The sequence below is a fragment of the Curtobacterium sp. PhB172 genome, assembly GCF_003752545.1.
Taxonomy (GTDB): Bacteria; Actinomycetota; Actinomycetes; order Actinomycetales; family Microbacteriaceae; genus Curtobacterium.
Genome location: NZ_RKIF01000001.1, coordinates 62,745 through 79,712, shown reverse-complemented (window position 1 = coordinate 79,712; position 16,968 = coordinate 62,745). Strand labels below are relative to the sequence as shown.

Annotated in this window: 19 protein-coding genes; 7 read left to right on the top strand and 12 right to left on the bottom strand. The window is 71.9% G+C overall.

Annotation, left to right across the window (positions count from 1 at the left end; translation table 11 throughout):
* The first annotated feature begins 6 nt into the window (after positions 1-6).
* Positions 7-447 carry a MarR family winged helix-turn-helix transcriptional regulator gene (locus EDF42_RS00400; RefSeq protein ID WP_260234900.1) on the top strand — a complete coding sequence of 147 codons (441 nt, stop codon included), beginning with the start codon at positions 7-9 and terminating at the stop codon, positions 445-447.
* Here the strand turns inward: EDF42_RS00400 and soxR are convergent.
* The 3 genes from soxR to EDF42_RS00385 form a co-directional block, all read right to left on the bottom strand.
* Complete coding sequence (gene soxR / locus EDF42_RS00395; protein WP_111085894.1) at positions 444-926, bottom strand: redox-sensitive transcriptional activator SoxR; 483 nt, start codon at positions 924-926, stop codon at positions 444-446. The two genes, EDF42_RS00400 and soxR, sit on opposite strands and share 4 nt — an antisense overlap.
* A gap of 79 nt (positions 927-1,005) precedes the next feature.
* Positions 1,006-2,052, bottom strand: coding sequence for a YdcF family protein (locus tag EDF42_RS00390; RefSeq protein WP_123339143.1), 1,047 nt, complete (start codon positions 2,050-2,052; stop codon positions 1,006-1,008).
* 50 nt (positions 2,053-2,102) lie between these two features.
* Entirely contained in the window at positions 2,103-2,591 is a 489-nt protein-coding gene (locus EDF42_RS00385) for an iron chaperone (RefSeq protein WP_260234898.1), read from the bottom strand.
* 55 nt (positions 2,592-2,646) lie between these two features.
* Between EDF42_RS00385 and mgrA the strand changes: the two genes are divergently transcribed.
* Positions 2,647-3,690, top strand: coding sequence for an L-glyceraldehyde 3-phosphate reductase (gene mgrA / locus EDF42_RS00380; RefSeq protein ID WP_123294639.1), 1,044 nt, complete (start codon positions 2,647-2,649; stop codon positions 3,688-3,690).
* An 8-nt stretch (positions 3,691-3,698) separates the two neighbouring features.
* Here the strand turns inward: mgrA and EDF42_RS00375 are convergent, their stop codons facing one another.
* A complete protein-coding gene (locus tag EDF42_RS00375; RefSeq protein ID WP_123671145.1) occupies positions 3,699-4,745 on the bottom strand; it encodes an aldo/keto reductase in 1,047 nt (348 codons plus the stop codon).
* A gap of 207 nt (positions 4,746-4,952) precedes the next feature.
* Between EDF42_RS00375 and EDF42_RS00370 the strand changes: the two genes are divergently transcribed.
* On the top strand, positions 4,953-6,218 hold the full coding sequence (locus EDF42_RS00370; protein WP_123339139.1) for an MFS transporter: 1,266 nt from the start codon (positions 4,953-4,955) through the stop codon (positions 6,216-6,218).
* A gap of 3 nt (positions 6,219-6,221) precedes the next feature.
* Here the strand turns inward: EDF42_RS00370 and EDF42_RS00365 are convergent, their stop codons facing one another.
* From EDF42_RS00365 to EDF42_RS00335, 7 genes are all read right to left on the bottom strand, one after another.
* Positions 6,222-6,569, bottom strand: a complete 348-nt coding sequence (locus EDF42_RS00365) for a monovalent cation/H(+) antiporter subunit G (RefSeq protein WP_243648940.1) — start codon at positions 6,567-6,569, stop codon at positions 6,222-6,224.
* Between the two features lie 5 nt (positions 6,570-6,574).
* Entirely contained in the window at positions 6,575-6,919 is a 345-nt protein-coding gene (locus EDF42_RS00360) for a sodium:proton antiporter (protein ID WP_123671144.1), read from the bottom strand.
* A complete protein-coding gene (locus EDF42_RS00355; RefSeq protein WP_123294606.1) occupies positions 6,916-7,500 on the bottom strand; it encodes a Na+/H+ antiporter subunit E in 585 nt (194 codons plus the stop codon). The genes EDF42_RS00360 and EDF42_RS00355 overlap by 4 nt, the downstream gene beginning before the upstream one ends.
* Positions 7,497-9,188 carry a Na+/H+ antiporter subunit D gene (locus EDF42_RS00350; RefSeq protein ID WP_123671143.1) on the bottom strand — a complete coding sequence of 564 codons (1,692 nt, stop codon included), beginning with the start codon at positions 9,186-9,188 and terminating at the stop codon, positions 7,497-7,499. The genes EDF42_RS00355 and EDF42_RS00350 overlap by 4 nt, the downstream gene beginning before the upstream one ends.
* On the bottom strand, positions 9,185-9,637 hold the full coding sequence (locus EDF42_RS00345) for a Na(+)/H(+) antiporter subunit C (protein WP_111085885.1): 453 nt from the start codon (positions 9,635-9,637) through the stop codon (positions 9,185-9,187). Before EDF42_RS00345 ends, EDF42_RS00350 begins: the two co-directional genes overlap by 4 nt.
* Positions 9,634-12,546: a Na+/H+ antiporter subunit A gene (locus EDF42_RS00340; protein WP_123671142.1), complete on the bottom strand. Its 2,913-nt coding sequence runs from the start codon at positions 12,544-12,546 to the stop codon at positions 9,634-9,636. Before EDF42_RS00340 ends, EDF42_RS00345 begins: the two co-directional genes overlap by 4 nt.
* Positions 12,547-12,655: 109 nt before the next feature.
* On the bottom strand, positions 12,656-13,600 hold the full coding sequence (locus EDF42_RS00335; protein WP_123671176.1) for a zinc-binding alcohol dehydrogenase family protein: 945 nt from the start codon (positions 13,598-13,600) through the stop codon (positions 12,656-12,658).
* Between the two features lie 81 nt (positions 13,601-13,681).
* Here EDF42_RS00335 and EDF42_RS00330 point away from each other — a divergent pair, with 81 nt between their 5' ends.
* Positions 13,682-14,089, top strand: coding sequence for a MarR family winged helix-turn-helix transcriptional regulator (locus EDF42_RS00330; protein ID WP_123339512.1), 408 nt, complete (start codon positions 13,682-13,684; stop codon positions 14,087-14,089).
* Positions 14,090-14,093: 4 nt separating this feature from the next.
* Here EDF42_RS00330 and EDF42_RS00325 read toward each other — a convergent pair whose 3' ends face one another.
* A complete protein-coding gene (locus EDF42_RS00325; protein ID WP_123671141.1) occupies positions 14,094-14,843 on the bottom strand; it encodes an SDR family NAD(P)-dependent oxidoreductase in 750 nt (249 codons plus the stop codon).
* Positions 14,844-14,901: 58 nt separating this feature from the next.
* Between EDF42_RS00325 and EDF42_RS00320 the strand changes: the two genes are divergently transcribed.
* From EDF42_RS00320 to EDF42_RS00310, 3 genes are all read left to right on the top strand, one after another.
* On the top strand, positions 14,902-15,624 hold the full coding sequence (locus EDF42_RS00320; protein ID WP_123671140.1) for an SDR family oxidoreductase: 723 nt from the start codon (positions 14,902-14,904) through the stop codon (positions 15,622-15,624).
* The gene (locus EDF42_RS00315; protein WP_123339132.1) at positions 15,621-16,280 is read left to right on the top strand and encodes a FadR/GntR family transcriptional regulator; all 660 of its coding nucleotides are present in this window, start codon (positions 15,621-15,623) and stop codon (positions 16,278-16,280) included. The genes EDF42_RS00320 and EDF42_RS00315 overlap by 4 nt, the downstream gene beginning before the upstream one ends.
* Positions 16,281-16,346: 66 nt before the next feature.
* Complete coding sequence (locus EDF42_RS00310; protein ID WP_185002901.1) at positions 16,347-16,967, top strand: DedA family protein; 621 nt, start codon at positions 16,347-16,349, stop codon at positions 16,965-16,967.
* Position 16,968: the final 1 nt, after the last annotated feature.

The window sequence follows — 16,968 nt, the reverse complement described above, 5'->3', positions numbered from 1 at the left end:
ACGGACATGCACTCCGCCGTGTCCGACCACGTCCTCGCCGACCTCGCCGACGTCGTGCTGCGGATCTCGCGGGAGATCGACCCGCACGGTGCCGGGGCGCTCGACATCGTGCCGCTCACCGGCACCGAAGCGCTCGTGATGCGTTGGGTCGACCGCAACCCCGGCACCTCGCCGAGCGCGACGGCCGAGGCGACGGCACTCAAGCGCAGCAACCTCAGCGTCGCGCTGCGGTCCCTGGTGGAGAAGGGGATGGTCGAACGTCGGCAGGACCCGGACGATGCGCGGACTGTGCAGCTGCACTCGACCGACGTGGCGCGGGAGAGCATCGGACGCCTCCGCGCGCACTGGGCCGGCAAGCTCCGCGACGCGCTCGGCGGCGACGACGCCGGGTTGCCCGGGGCGCTCGCGCTGCTCGACCGGATCGACGAGGGGCTCCGCGGGGTCTAGTCCTGCGGGGCGTCGTCCTCGATCGGCAGCAGCCGCCGAGCGCCGTGGCCTTCGTCGCCGAGCGTGTCGCCCGGGTTCACGACCGAGCACGCCCCGAGCGAGACGCAGCCGCACCCGATGCACTGCGTCATCTCCTGCTGCAGCCGCTCGAGTTCCAGCTGGCGGGCCCGGAGTCGTGCACGCCACCGCTCGTTCAGCCGGTTCCAGTCGCGCAGGGACGGCATCCGGTCGGCCGGCAGCGTGCCGAACTGCTCGGCGACCTCGCTGAGCGGGATGCCGAGGCGCTTCGCCACCTGGATGATCGCGATCCGTCGTTCGACGTGCCGCGGGTACATCCGGGTACCGCCGTCGGTGCGCTCGGGGCGGATCAGGCCCTTGCGCTCGTAGAAGTGCAGGGCCGACGCGGCGACGCCGGTGCGTCGGACGATCTCGCCGATCGGGAGCAGGTCGGTCGGACGCGGCGGCTGGATCTCGACCATGGTCGAGATCTTACGGCGGGTCGGACTGGAGGCGCGGGGCGGGCCCGCCACGGGCCTCCCGGCCGACCGTTGGTCACGTCTACCGCTGCTGGAACGACTCCCAGAGCAGGAACGCGGTGAACAGGACGAACGGCGTGCACGCCACCACGTTGAGCCAGCGGTGTTCGACGACCACCGCGACGAACTCGCGCAGGAACGCACTCGGCACGTAGTACGGCGCCGTCGGCGAGCCGACCACCTGTGCCGGCAGGCCGAGCCGGCGGGCCAGGGTGGCGGCGCGGAGCACGTGGTAGTCGTTCGTGACCACGACGACCTGACCGTCGCGCCCGGCCTCGGCCTGCACGGCGCGGGAGAACCGCAGGTTCTCGCGGGTGTTGCGGGACTCGGTCTCGGGCCGGACGTCGTCGGGGTCCGCCCCGTTCGCCAGCAGGTACTCCGCCATCGCGGTGCCCTCGGCGCGCGGTTCGTCGTCGCCCTGCCCGCCGGAGGGGATCAGCAGCGGCCGACGCCCGGCGGCCCGTTCGGCGCGGTACACGACGAGTGCGCGGTCGAGGCGGCTGCGGAGCAGGGGCGGCACCTCACCGCGGATCAGCCCGGAACCGAGGACGACGATCGTGTCCGGCACGGTGCCGTGACGCATCCGGCCGTAGACGACGGAGTACACGGCGAACGCGACGAGTGACACGGCGAAGTACCCGCACACGAACACCATCAGCACGGCGACCGCGATCCGGGTGCCGTCCCAGAGCGTGAAGCCCTCGCCGCTGGCGGACACGAACAGCGCGATCGCCACCGCCGGCAGCACGAACACGAGCACCCCGGCGACCAGTGACAGCGTGTTGCCGAGACTGCGTCCCTCGGATCGGAGCATCCGGAACCCGTTCGCGATGAGCGCCACACCGAGGACGGCCACCGCGAGCGGGACGAGCAGCAGCACGGTGCCGACGACCAGGCTGAACCCGGGGACCACGAGCGTCAGTGCGGTCACGGCCGTCGCGAGCGCGAAGAACGCGGCGGCCGTCAGGAACACGCCGTTCCGGAGCATCCGCGGGTCACGGCGCCGTCCCAGGGCGTACAGCAGGACGAAGACCAGCGCGAAGCAGGCCGGCACCCCCACGGCGGTCATCGGTCGGCCGAACAGAGCACGGTCATGCGCTCACGGTACCGGCCGCGGGGTCAGGCGACCGCGCGGCCGATCAGGTCGGCGACGGTCGCCTCGTCCGCCTCGGAGAACTCCGGCGTGATCGCCCACGACGTCGGCCAGAACGTCCCGTCGTCGAGCGCGGCAGAGTCCTGGAACCCGAGCGTCGCGTAGCGGGCCTTGAACTTCGCGGCGTCCTGGAAGAAGAACGCCGCCTTGCCGTCCTTGTAGTACGCGGGCATGCCGTACCAGAGCTTCGGCGCGAGGTCGGGCGCGACCTCGAGCGCGATGCGGTGGATGCGTTCCGCGAGCCCGCGATCCGGCTGGGGCATCTCCGCGATCTTCGCCTCGACGGCGGCGGCGTCCGCTGCCGCCTTCTCCGCCTTGGTGCCCTTCGTGCCGCGGGTGCGTTTGACCTCGGCGGCGTGCTCCTGCATCGCCGCGCGTTCCTCGTCGGTGAAGGTGCCCTCGGTCTTCGTCGTCCGTGCCATGGTGGTGCCCTTCCGTGTCGGTGCGTCGATCATGCACCCGATCGCGCGTGCTGCGCTCGTCCGATGGTGCCGGTGGCAGGCTCGGTCCATGACCTACATCGCCAGCGACGACCGCTACGACTCGATGACGTACCGCCGCACCGGCCGCTCGGGCCTCGACCTGCCGTTGCTCTCCCTGGGGTACTGGCACAACTTCGGTGACGACGTGCCGTTCGAGACGCAGCGCGCGATCAGCCGTCGCGCCTTCGACCTCGGGATCACGCACCACGACCTCGCGAACAACTACGGCCCGCCGTACGGAGCCGCCGAGGTGAACTTCGGGCGCCTGATGCGTGAGGACTTCCGGCCGTACCGCGACGAGATGGTCGTGTCGACCAAGGCCGGGTGGGACATGTGGCCGGGGCCGTACGGTCAGGGTGGCGGTTCGCGGAAGTACGTGCTGGCCTCGCTCGACCAGTCCCTGCAGCGGACGGGTCTCGACTACGTCGACGTCTTCTACTCGCACCGACTCGACGCCTCGACCCCGCTCGAGGAGACGATGGGCGCGCTGCACACCGCGGTCCAGCAGGGCAAGGCGCTCTACGTCGGCATCTCGTCGTACGACGCGGAACGCAGCCGCCAGGCCGCCGCGATCCTGCGCGACCTCGGCACCCCGCTCCTCATCCACCAGCCGTCGTACTCGATGCTCAACCGCTGGATCGAGACCGAGGGACTGCTCGACGCCGCCGGCGAGCTCGGCTTCGGCGTGATCGGGTTCACCGCGCTCGCGCAGGGCCTGCTCACCGGCAAGTACCTGGACGGGGTGCCGTCCGATTCCCGAGCCGCCGCCGGCAAGTCGCTCGACGCCTCGAGCATCACCCCAGAGGTCGTCGGGCACCTCCGAGCTCTGAACGACGTCGCCGCCGCTCGTGGACAGTCCCTGGCGCAGCTCGCCCTGGCTTGGGCGCTCCGTGACGAGCGGGTGACCTCGCTCGTGATCGGGGCGTCGAAGGTGTCGCAGCTCGAGGACAACGTCGCGGCGCTGGCGAACACCTCGTTCACCGACGAGGAGCTCCGCACCATCGACGAGCACTCGGTCGGCATCACCGACGTCGACCTGTGGGCGGGAGCGCGTGCCGGCGAGGTCTCCTGACCGCGGCCCTACGAGCGGTTCGGTCCGGCGCCCACCGGGGTGCGACCGCGCAGTCGCTCGCGGCTGAGCGCCGGCAGGGCGAACCCGGTGTCCCGTTCGAGCACGTGGGTGCCCGGCGCGACGATCGCGTCGATCGCGTCGAGCAGCCCGTCGTCGAGGACGATCTCGGACGCCTGCACGTAGGCGTCGACGTGCGACACGGTGCGCGGCCCGATCACCACCGAGGACACGTCCGGGTGGGTCAGGGCGAAGGCGACCGCGAGCTCCGACACCGTGAAGCCGGAGTCGTCGGCCAGGCGTCCGAGCCGGTCGGCGACCTCGAGCTTCCGACGGTTCCGCGGGGCGCCGATGTCGTACGCGTCCGGCTGTTCGTCGACGTGCGGTGAACGAGGTTGGACGGTGCCGTTGCGGTAGGTGCCCGCGAGCCAGCCGCCGGCGAGGGGCGCTCCGGCCAGGACCCCGAGGCCGAACCGACGGGCGACGGGGAACACCGTGCGCTCCGCCGTGCGGGTGAGGATCGAGTAGGGCACGTGCGTCGCGGTGGCGCTCTTCGACCCGGACCGGAGCCACTGCGCCTCGACGAGTTCCTCGGCCGGGAACCCGGGGAGGCCGAACGCGCGGATCTTGCCCTGGGCCACCAGGTCGGCGAGGGCGTCGAGCGTCTCGTCGAGCGACGTCGCCGGGTCCGGCAGCGCCGGCTGGTACAGGTCGATGACGTCGGTGCCGAGTCGCTGCAGGCTCCGTTCCACGGCTCGGAACATCCACCGCCGCCCGTTGCCACGGTGCGCCGGGTCCTGGTCGACCGGGGCGCCGAACCGCACCGACAGGAACACGTCCTCGCGCCGTCCGGCGATCGCCGCGCCCACAGCCGTCTCGGCCAGGCCCGCGCCGTCGGCGTCCGAGACGTCGACCGACGTCACGCCGCGGGTGAGCGCCTCGAGCACGAGGGTCACACCGGCCGACGGGTCGTGGGCCGCGACGCCGGCGACGGCACGCGTCCCGAGCGTCAGCGAGCTGACGGGCGCCCCCGTGCGCCCCATGCGTCGCTGTTCCATGCGCGCCACGATATGGGCCGTGCGGGCCGCAGGACGGTCCGGTGACGAAGCGTTACCCCTGGCCCTGACCGGAACGGTTGGTACGATGGGCGCAGTTCTGAAACACGCAGTGTGTATCTACCGGCCGCCGGCTCCCCGGCGGACAACGGCGGCACCCGATGGGTCCGCCCCCCACCGAACCGGGCCGGGCCGAGAAGGCACACCCCCATGCTCCACACCAGTCCCACCCCGTCGGCGCCCGCTCCGGAGCGAACGGACCCCGCGGCCGGCGCAGACGCCTCGCTCGTCTCCCTCGCCGGACGCTGGTACTTCCCGGTGGCGTTCATCGCCCGCCTGCCGTTCGCCATGATGGTCGTCGGGGTCCTCACCCTCGTCGTGGCCGCGCGTGACTCCGTCGCCCTCGGTGGCGTCAACTCCGCCTCGGTCGGCATCGGTGCCGCGGTGTTCGGACCGATGGTCGGCGCCGCCGCGGACCGGTTCGGCCAGCGTGCCGTGCTCGTCCCCGTCGGCCTCGTCAACGCGGCGCTGCTCGGCGCGTTCCCCTTCGTCGTCAGCGGCAGCGCGCCGGACCTGGCCGTGCTCGCGATGGCGTTCTGCATCGGGGCGTCCGCTCCCCAGGTCGCGCCGATGTCCCGTACCCGGCTCGTCGCCATCATCGCGCAGCGCATGCGGCCGGCCCGCCGCGAGAAGACCCTCAGCGGCACGATGGCGTACGAGTCCGCCGCCGACGAGACCGTCTTCATCATCGGCCCGTTCCTGGTCGGCATCCTCGCCAGCGCGATCGCCCCCTGGGTCGCCGTGGCCGGTGCCTCGGCCCTGACCTTCGTGTTCGTGACCGCCTTCGCGCTGCACCCCACCGGCAAGCTCGTGCTCGGGCAGCACGAGGAACTGACCCAGGCCCCGGCGCGCCAACTCCTGCGTCCGCGGCTCGTCGTCGTGGTCGTCGGGATCCTCGGCATCGGCCTGTTCTTCGGCTCGACGCTGACGTCGCTGACGGCGTTCATGGAGACCCACGGCGAGGCGTCCCAGGCCGGCCTGCTCTACGGCCTGATGGGCATCGGTTCGGCCGGACTCGCCCTCGGGTCCGCAGCGTTCCCGCGGTCGTTCGGTCTCGGCTGGCGCTGGCTCGTGTTCGGTGTGGTCCTGCTCGGCGGCGCGATCGCGTTCTCGCAGGCCGACTCCGTCGTGGCGGTCGGCATCGTCCTGGCGATCATGGGCGTCGGCATCGGTCCGACCCTCGTCGCGCAGTACAGCCTCGGTTCGGACCGTTCACCGGTCGGCCGGTCCGCGACCACGATGACGATCCTCGGGTCCGCCGTGATCGTCGGGCAGTCGATCGCCTCCGCCATCACGGGCGACCTGGCGGAGCAGCACGGCACGTCCGTCGCAATGGCGCTCCCCGCGGCCTCGGCAGCGGTCGTCGTGCTGGCGGCCGTCGTCAACCTGCTGCTGCGGCGCCGTACCGCCGCCTGACGATCAGGACTCGGTGTCGTCGACCAACAGGTCCTCGTGCCGGTAGTCGTCGGCACGCAGCCCCGCGCGGGCGATCATGTGCGTCGAGACGGGCACCAGGAACAGCTGGAACACCATGATGGGCAGGACGACCCAGAACGCCGTCCAGGTCCCCACCGCGACGACGATCGCGGCCAGCCCGAACGCCAGCCCGAGCACCTGCGGCTTCGCCATGGCGTGCAGGCGGACGAGCGGGTCCGGGAACCGCACGATGCCGACCCCGGCGCCGAGGGACAGCAGCGAGCCGATCAGCAGGAGGGCGAGTGCGATCCACGCCCGCACGCCGGCGCCGTCGAGGAACGCCTGGATCATCTCGGTCACGACTGCTCCTCTGCTTCGGCGGCGTGCTCGGGGGTGGTGACGCTCAGGCCCTCGTCCGACGGGTCCGACGACGGCGTGACCGCTCGGGCCACGGCGACGGTGGCGAACACGCTGGTCGCCGCGATCACCACGAGTACGGGGATCCCGGTCAGGTCGCGCCGGACCACCATCGACGCCGCGATCACCACGAGCACGGTCGTCAGGACCATGTCCGATCCGATCATGCGGTCGAGGATCGTCGGGCCGCGCACGATCCGGAACACCGCGAGCGCGAGGGTGGCACCGAGCAGGGCCAGGACCAGGACGATGCCGATCCCCATGACGACGACGGCGGCGCTCATCGGGTGACCTCCGGCAGCGGTTCGGACAGTTCGGAGACGTCTTGCTTCGACCCCAAGGCACGGATCACCATGGCCTCGATGCCGAGGGCCTCGCGACGAGCGGCCTCGACCTGCTCGACCCGCTCGGTGTCGAGCACGTGCAGCAGCAGGCGCCGGCGCCGCAGGTCGACGTCGGCGACGTACGAGCCGGGCACCAGCGAGATCGCGAGGGTCGCCAGCGTGAAGGTCATCTCGGCGGTGGAGTGCAGCTGCACGAGCGTGATGGAGCTGCGGCGGACACCCCGCGGGCGGAACGCGACCCAGGCGACCCGGAACGACGCCGTGATGACGAGTCCGGACCACACCACGAGGAACCGGACGGCGTGCACGATCGAGAACCGGGCCGACAGCGGGACCGGCGGGAGCGGCAGCGCTTGGGTGACCAGGAGCGCCACCACGATGCCGCAGAGCAGGGTCAGTGGTGTCCACGAGCCCCAGAGCAGGGCCCACAGGACGGTCAGCCCGGCGACGAGCGGGACGTCGTACCGCCACGCCACCGCGATGCGGCGGGCGTTCGCGACGTGTCGGGTGTCGGTGTTCACCGGTCACCCCCGAGGACGGCCTGCACGTACCGGTCCGGCGACTCGAGCGACTCCGCTGCGCGGCTCGCGTACCCGTAGAGCGGGCCGGCGACCACCGTGAGGGCGACGGATCCGAGGACCGCGACCGTCGTCACGCCGACGAGCATGCGCGGCAGTCGGACCTTGGTCGGCGCTTCGCCGACCGTCTCGGTCGACCCGGCGGTCGGACGGGAGGCACTGCTCGCGTGGGGTGCGTCGGTGACCGTCACCGAGCCTCCTGGGTGGAAGGCCTCACCCGTCTCCTCGGAGACGGTCAAGGGGGCGGGTTCCGGCGACCGCAGGGCTGCGTGCGGTTCGGCGGTCGTCGCGTGCGGCGCCGCGGCCTCGGCCGCGGGCTTCGGCCGCCAGAAGGCGGCGTCCCACACGCGCATCAGCGCGTACAGCGTGAGGAGCGACGTGACCACGCCGGCGGCGATCGTGACGTACGCCAGCGGCGAGCCGTCCTCGGCGGCGGCGCGGAACAGCCCGAGCTTGCCGATGAAGCCGGAGAACGGCGGGATGCCGCCCAGGTTGAACGCCGGGATCAGGTACAGCGCGGCCAACAGCGGCGCGGCCTTCAACAACCCGCCGAGCGACCGGGTCGACGTGGTCCCCCCGACGCGTTCCATCAGGCCGGACACCAGGAACAACGTGGTCTGCACGACGATGTGGTGCACCGTGTAGAACACCGCGGCCGCCGTCCCCGCGACCGTCCCGAGCCCGACACCCATCACCATGAAGCCGATGTGGCTGATGAGCGTGAAGGACAGCAGGCGCTTGACGTCGGTCTGGGACACCGCACCGAGCACCCCGACGACCATCGTCAACACCGCCACCACGAGCAGCACGTTGTTCAACTGCGGCCCGGGGAAGATCACCGTCTCGAGGCGGATGATCGCGTAGATGCCGACCTTCGTCAGCAGACCGGCGAAGACGGCCGTGACCGGGGCCGGGGCCGTCGGGTACGAGTCCGGCAGCCAGAACGCCAGCGGGAAGACCGCCGCCTTGATGCCGAAGCCGATGAGCAGCATCGTGTGCAGGAGCAGCTGCACGTGCTCGGGCAGCTCGGCGACGCGCTCGCTGATCTGGGCGATGTTGACCGTGCCGGTCGCGCCGTACACCAGGCCGATCGCGGCGAGGAAGATCGCCGACGCGATCAGGCTCGTGACGATGTACGTGGTGCCGGCCCGGACCCGCTGCTCGCTGCCGCCCAGGGTGATGAGCACGTAGCTCGCCACGAGCAGCATCTCGAACGCGACGTACAGGTTGAACAGGTCGCCGGCGATGAACGAGTCGAGCACGCCCGCGGCCAGGACGAGGTAGGTCGGGTAGAAGATCGTGACCGGGGCCTCGCCGTCGTCGGCTGCGAGCCCCTGACCGATCGAGAACAGCAGGACGATGAGCAGCACGCTGGCGCTCACCGTGAGGAGCAGGGCGCTGAGGCGGTCGACCACCAGTGAGATGCCGTACGGGGCGTCCCACCCGCCGACCTGCACGACGATGGTGCCGTGGTGGTCGACGAGCACCATGAGGGTCGCGGCGACGGCGAGTGCGACGACGAGCACCACGACGGTGATCGCTCGCTGGAGCTTCTGGTGCCGCAGGAGGCCGAGTGCGACGGCTGCGCCGAGCAGCGGGACGAGGACGAGGAGCGGGACGAGCCAGGTCATCGGTTCACTCCGTCCTGGTGCGGTTGGTGTTCGTGTGGATCGTCGGCGTCCTCGGGGGACTTCGGGTCGAAGTCGGCTTCCGGGTCGTCGTCGGGGTCGTCGCGCGTGCGGCCGATGGCGACGTCGGCTTCGTCGACCTCGACCTCGTCGGCACGGGACAGCTGCCACGAGCGGTGGATGAGGGCGAGCAGGAACGCGCTGACGGCGAAGGTGATGACGATCGCGGTCAGGGCGAAGGCCTGGGGGAGCGGGTCGGTGATGCCCTCGGAGGACTTGCCGATCGGCGGGTTGCCGGCGGCGCCTGACATCACCAGCAGGAGCAGGTTCAGGGCGTTGCCGAGCAGCAGGAAGCCGAGCAGCATCCGGGTCAGGGACCGTTCGAGCAGCAGGTAGACGCCGCAGGAGAACAGCACGGCCATCGCGATCACGAGGACGAGGGTGACGGTCATGTGGCGCTCCCTTCCGGGGTGGGGGCCTCGAGGGCGTCGCGGACCGACCCCTCGGTGGTGTCGCGGGTGGGCGCCCCGGCGTCTTCGAGGCGTTGCCGGTCCACCTCGGCGCCGAGGCTGCGGAGGACGTCGAGCACCAGGCCGACGACGACCAGGTACACACCGATGTCGAAGAACGTGGCGGTGACGAACTCGACGTGGCCGAGGATCGGGACGGTCGCCTCGAAGAACTCGGAGTACAGGGCTTCGCGACCGAAGAACAGCGGCACGATCGCGGTGATCGCTGCCGTCGCGACACCGAGTCCGAGCAGTCGACCGGCACGGACCGGGGCGGCGGCGCCGAGTTCGGCCGGGCCACCCGCCAGGTAGCGGGCCGCCAGCGCGATGCCGGCGACGAGGCCACCGGCGAAGCCGCCGCCGGCCGCGTTGTGCCCCGCGAACAGCAGGTAGACCGACAGGACGATGAGCCCGTGGAACAGCAGTCGGACCACGACGTCGAGGAGTGCCGAGCGGCCGGTCGGGATGGCGGCGCTCGTCGGCAGCCAGGCGCGCGGCTCGCCGTCGGTGCGCTGGCCGTCGGCTGTGAGCTTCTCCGGCAGGTCACGGAGCCGGGGCAGCGTGTCCTCGCGGGAGTTCACGAAGATGAGGCTCGCGACGCCCGTGGCCGCGGCGACGACGACGGTGAGTTCACCGAGGGTGTCCCAGCCGCGCAGGTCGACGAGGGCGACGTTCACGACGTTCAGGCCGTGCCCGAACGAGCTCGTGAGAGCCGGCAGGTCCGGCCAGATCGGGTCGGCGGTGCGCGCCGAGGCGGCGACGATGACGACGATCGCCAGCGTGAGTCCGGCGAGCCCCGCGAAGAGCGCACGGACGATGCGGAACCGGCTCGGGTTCGTCGTCGCGATGCGCGGGGGGAGCCGCCGGAGCACCAGGACGAACGCGATGAGGGTGACGGTCTCGACCACGAGCTGCGTGAGGGCGAGGTCGACCGCGCCGTGCAGGACGAACAGGACGGACATGCCGTAGCCGGTCACGCCCACCAGGACGGCGGCGGCGAACCGGGTCTTCGCGGTGAGGACGGCGATGGCGCCGACGGACATCACGATGACGACCGGGATCTGCCCCCACGAGTCGGAGAACCGGACGTGGAACTCCCACGGCCCGCCGAGCACGAGGTTCGCGAGCGCACCCGCGACGAACACCGACAGGATCACCGTCAGGTAGTAGGGGAGCGAACCCCGCTGCACACCGGCGGTCAGGCCCGTCGCGAACCGGTCGAGGCCGCGCATGAGGTGCCGGTAGGTGCCCGAGGCACTCGGGAACCCGGCGAGCTGGTGCTGCAGTGCCTCGACCGGACGTCGGAGGGCGAACAGTGCGAGACCGCCGACCAGCGTGACGGCCGAGATGCCGAGCGCCGGTTCGAGGCCGTGCCAGAGCGCGAGGTGCGGGACTTCCTCGCCGGGGAGCGCTGCCACCGTCGCGGCGGGCTCGATGCCGTGCGCGACGACCGGGGTCAGCAGGCCGAGAGCGAGACCGGTCAGCGCCAGGATCGACGGCACCACACCCAGACCGTGCAGGGCGTGCGGTTCCGTCTGGGCGACGTCGGGCTTGCGGGCGAACGCTCCCCAGAAGAAGCGGAGCGAGTACGCCACGGTGAGCACCGAGCCGAGCGTCACGCCGACGAGGGCGAACCAGGCCCAGCCGGCGTCGGGACCGTGCAGCGACTCGGTGAACCCGGTCAGCACGGCTTCCTTGGCGACGAAGCCGATCGTCGGCGGGATGCCGGCCATGGACACGAGCGCGAGGGCGGCCACGACGGCCAGCCACGGTGCCTTCCGGCCGAGGCCGCTCAGGCGCCCGAGGTCGCGGGTGCCGGTGGTGTGGTCGATCGCACCGACCACCAGGAAGAGCGTGGACTTGAACGCGGCGTGCGCCACGAGCAGGGCGACCCCGCCGAGCGCCACCGCGGGCGCGCCCCACCCGGCGGTGAGCACGAGGAACCCGAGCTGCGCGACGGTGCCGTAGGCGAGCAGGAGCTTGAGGTCGGTCTGGCGGAGCGCCCGGTAGCCACCGATGAGCATGCCGAGGACACCGAGCACGGTGATCGTCTCGCGCCAGCCGTCGAGCAGTGCGAACGCCGGGGCGAGCCGGGCCACGAGGTAGATGCCGGCCTTCACCATCGCTGCGGCGTGCAGGTACGCGCTGACCGGGGTCGGAGCGGCCATCGCCGCCGGCAACCAGAAGTGGAACGGCACGATCGCCGACTTCGTCAGTGCGCCGAGCAGGACGAGGACCACCGAGACGGTGACGATCGGTCCGGTCGGCGGTGCAGCGATGATGCCGGAGAGCGAGGTCGTGCCCGCCGCGACCGACAGCATGACCAGACCGGCGAGCATCGCCAGACCGCCGGCGGTGGTGACGACGAGGGCCTGCATCGCGGCCGCACGGCTCGCACGCTTGTCGGCGTCGTGCCCGATGAGCAGGTACGAGAAGACCGTGGTGGCTTCCCACAGGACGAAGAGCACGATGACGTCGTCGGCGAGGACGAGGCCGAACATCGACCCGGCGAACGCGGTCAGCACGCCCGCGAACCGGCCGATCCCCGGTTCGTCGCGGCCGAAGTACGAGGCGCAGTAGACGAGCACGAGGGCCCCGACGATCGACACGACGAGCGCGAGGACCCACGACAGGGCGTCCATCCGCAGCGTGATCTCGAGGTCGAGCTGCGGGACCCACCGGTGCCGTTCGACGACGCTGCCGTGCAGGGCCGCGTCCGTCTGCAGCACCGTCAGCACGGCGGCGGCTGCGGGCGCGAGGGCGGCCACGGTGAACACGCGGCGGCCGAGGACGGGGGTCAGGGCGGGGACGATCAGGGCGACGATCGCGAACGCGACGAGGACGAGGACCATCGGGCACCTCCTCGGGGTCGGGCTGCAGTCCGGCTCACTGGGCCCTCACAGCCTACGAAGAGTGGGATGTGGAGAACCTGTGCGACCGGACAGCATGCTCGCGCTCGGTTCACACTGTGAACACCACTCTGCCCGCGCTCCCGGCGGGCTGTCCGGCCCACGTCGCCTCGACGTCCGCCAACCGCACGGCTGTCGCGTCCACCCGGACGGTGCCGTCCGCGATCGCACCGACGATGCCCGGCAGCTCGGCGACGAAACCGGCACGACCGACCGATCCCTGCCCGCTGCCGACGATCGTCAGGCCCGAGGCCCGCAGTGCCGCGGACGGGATCGTCGCCTCGTGGCCCGCGGTGGAACCGATCGCGATCCAGTCGAGTCGGCGTCCGCGGTCGGCGCGCGCGGTGACGACGGCGCGCATGACGTCGGCGGCGGGCTGGCCCCAGACGTAGTCGATGACCACGTCGACGTCGGCTGCCGCTGCGCCGAGTGTGTCGACGTCGCTCAACGGCAGCACGACGTCGGCGCCGAGGGCGGTGAGCGCCGCCAGTCGCTCCGGGTTGCGACCGCTCGCGACGACGTGTGCGGCACCGAGGTGCTTCGCCACCTGCACCGCCGCGGTGCCCGAGGCCCCGGTCGCGCCGAGCACGAGGACGCGGCTGCCCGGGGCGAAGTCGATCCGCCGGCGCAGGGCCACCCACGACGACAGCACCGGGTTCACGCCGGCGGCCACGGTGACCGGGTCGGCGCCATCGGGCAGGACGACGCTCGCCCGCGGGTCGACCGCGACGCGCTCGGCCATGGTGCCGCGGGTGTCGCTCGCGACGGCGACGTAGCGGAGCGTGCCGTCGGGGAACCGGGCGACGCCGTCGACGCCGGGGACCAGGGGGAGCGCGCCCTCGCTGGTGTAGTGCGAACCGTCGGCCTGCGACCGGACCCGCGGGTGGAGCCCGGCCGCGACGACGTCGACGACGACCTCGCCGGGTCCGGGAGCCGGTTCGCCGAACTCCTGCCAGGTCGGGGCGTGGCCGAACTCGGTGACGACTGCTGCGTGCATGGTGTCCTCCATTTGCTTCGCGTTACGAACAAAGTAGTTCGCATCACGAAGTTCGTCAACTAGGCTGGAGCGGTGCAGGAGATGACCGAGGACGAGCAGCTCGTCGATGCCCTGGGCGAGGCCGCCTTCCGGACGATGGGTCCGCTGACCGGGCTCGCGGCCGATGCGGGGCTGTCACTGACGCAGCTGCGGGTCCTCGCGATCCTGCGTGACCGTCGTCTGCGGATCGGTGACCTGGCGCAGTACCTGGGGCTCGAGAAGTCGACGATGACCGGGTTGGTGGCGCGCGCGGAGAAGAAGGGGTTGCTCGCACGGCAGCCGAACGCGGACGACGCACGCGCGGTGGACGTCGTGATCACCGACGCCGGTCTCGAGGTGGCGCGCTCGCTCGAGGGTGCGATCCGCGATGCACTGCTGCCGCTCACTGCTCGGTTGCCGGAGCGGGACCGGCGGCAGCTGCGCGTGCTCCTGGAGCAGATGCTGCGCTGAGTCCTCAGCGGCCGTGGGCGCGTGCCGGGATCTGCGTCGCGAGCTTGCCGCCGGAGACGTCGAGCAGGGTGCCGGTGATGTAGCCCGAGGCGTCGCTCGCCACGAAGACGAGCAGGTCGGCGACGTCGTCCGCGGTCTCCCACCGGCGCAGCGACAGGGTGTCGAGCAGGCGGTCCTGGGCCTCGGCCGGCATGGTCGCGAATCCGTTCATCGCCGTCGGGACCATGCCCGGCGCGTACGCGTTGACGGTGATGCCCCACGGGCCGAGCTCCGACGCCAGCACCCGGGTGAACGAGACGACCGCAGCCTTGGACGCCGCGTAGGCAGCGCTGCCGACACTCGGCACGATGGCGGCGAACGAGGCGGCGTTGATGATCCGCCCCCGGCCCGCGGCCTGCATCACCGGCGCGACGGCCTGGCTCATCAGGAAGGTGCCGCCGAGGTTGACGTCCATGCACCGGCGCCAGGCATCCCACTGCAGCCCGGCGACGGTGCCCTCGACGTTGATGCCGGCGTTGTTCACGAGCACGTCGATCGTGCCGTGCCGGGTGACGACCTCGTCGACGGCGGCCCGGACCGACTCGGGGTCGGCGACGTTGCACACGACGTGGTCGAGCGGGAAGTCGGGCTCGAAGGCCAGGTCGAGGGCGACGACGCGACACCCCTCGGCGACGAAGCGGTCGGCGAGCGTGCGTCCGATCCCGCGTGCTGCGCCGGTCACGACCACCACACGGTCGGTCAGGTCGAGGTGCATCGTTGCTCCTGTCGTCGGTGCGGATCATCGGCGACCGCAATAGGCATACTATTCGAGCATGACGGATCAGCGTGTGCTCTGGGTCACCGGCGGCGGCAGCGGCATGGGTGCCGCGAGTGCCGAGGCCGCTGCGCGCGACGGGTGGACGGTGGTCCTGAGCGGGCGGCGCGTGGACCGGCTCGAGCAGGTCGCTGCGACGATCACGGCCGCCGGCGGCACGGCGGAGGTCCTGCCCCTCGACGCTGCCGATCCCGCTGCCGTCGCGTCTGCGCGGGACGCCGTGCTCGAGCGGTTCGGACGACTCGACGCGGTCGTGCTCGCCGCCGGGCTGAACGCACCGCGGCGCCGGTGGGACGACCAGTCGTTGCCGGACTTCCGCGCGATCGTCGACACGAACCTCACCGCGGTGGTCACGGTCGTCGACGCCGCACTGCCTGCGCTCCGCGAGTCCGGCGGCGTGGTCGTCGTGGTGTCGTCCTACGCCGGGTGGTCCTTCCAGCCCGGTGCCGGTGTCGCGTACTCCGCCTCGAAGACCGCGCTCGGTTCGGTCGTCCGGAGCCTCAACCAGCAGGAGGCACACCACGGGGTCCGGGCGACGCACCTGTGCCCCGGTGACGTCGCGACCGACTTCCTCGACCAGCGGCCGTCGGTGCCCGACGCCGCCGCACGATCGGTGATGCTGCAGCCGGAGGACATCGCCCGTGCGGTGTCGTTCGTGCTCGAGGCGCCGTCGTACATGCGCATCGACGAGCTCGTGGTCAGCCCGGTGTCCCAACGGTGACCAGCACGTTCGACCGCGTCGTCGACGAACTCGGCGGAGCGATCGTCACCAGCGTCCTGCCCGCCGGACACCGGGACAGCATCGACGGGTTCGCCGTCCGCACGGGCGCCAGTCGCAGCATCGTCCGTGAGGCCGTCCGCGTCCTCGTCGCCCTCGGCCTGCTCACCGCGCGGCGCCGCGTCGGCGTCACCGTCCTCGGTGTGAGCGAATGGGACGTCCTGGATCCGCGGGTCGTGCGGTGGCGCCTCCGGGGCCCGGACGGTGACCGCGTGGCGGTCGAGCTCCGCGAGCTCCGCGCGGCGGTCGAACCCGCCGCAGCCGCCGCAGCAGCCCGGCGGGCGCCGCTCGACGAGTGCGCGGACCGACGGGAGGCGCTCCGCACCACCGCGGACGAGCTCGCCGCCGCAGCGGCCCGAGATGACCGCCTCGACTTCGTGGCCGCCGACGTGCGGCTCCACGCGCTCGTGCTCGACCTGTCCGACAACGCGCTGTACCGACGGCTGCACCGCGTCGTGGGCCAGGTGCTGCGCGAACGCGGGAGCCTCCGTCCGGACCGGCACGACGTCGGCCTGCACATCGCGCTCGCCGATGCCGTCCTCGACGGTCACCCGGACGCCGCGGCCGCAGCGATGCGGGCGATCGTCGAGCGCACGTGAGCGGTGCCCCGCCGACCTGGGAAGATGGAGTCCGGTGCGCTCCTCCGGCGCCCGTGGAGGGTGAGCGTGGACGCAGCACAGGACCTGGTCGTCCAGCTCATCGGCACCCCGTGGACGTTCGTCGTGGTCGGCCTCGTGCTCGCCGTCGGAAGTGTCGCGGTCTTCCTCCCCAGCCAGGCGCTCGTCGTCGCGGTCGGCACGCTCCTGGTGGGCGGTGACGGCGGCCTCCTGCCGGTCCTCGTCCTGGTCGTGGCGGCCTCGATCGGCATGGTCCTCGGTGACCTCGGGCTGTACCACCTGGCGCGCTCGGTCGACCTCGGCTCGAGGTCGTGGTTCGCGCGTCCGAAGGTCCGCAAGGCCCGGGACGCCATCGACGGCCGCTACCGTGCCGCTCCCGGGCGCATCGCGGTCCTCGGACGCTTCATCCCGATGGGCCGGCTGACGACGAACCTGGTCGGCGCGGACAGCGGGCTCGACGTTCGGCGGTTCCTGGTCAGCTGCGTGCTCGCCGACGTCGTGTGGGCCGCGTACTGCGTCGGCATCGCGGCGGCCACCGGGCGCTGGAGCCGCGAGCAGCCCTTCCTCGTCACGACCCTTGCGGTCGTGGCGTCGATCCTGCTCGGCCTCGCGATCACGGCGATCGAGAAGGCCGTGCGACGACGCGGCGAGGCGGCGGCTGCGGCCTGAC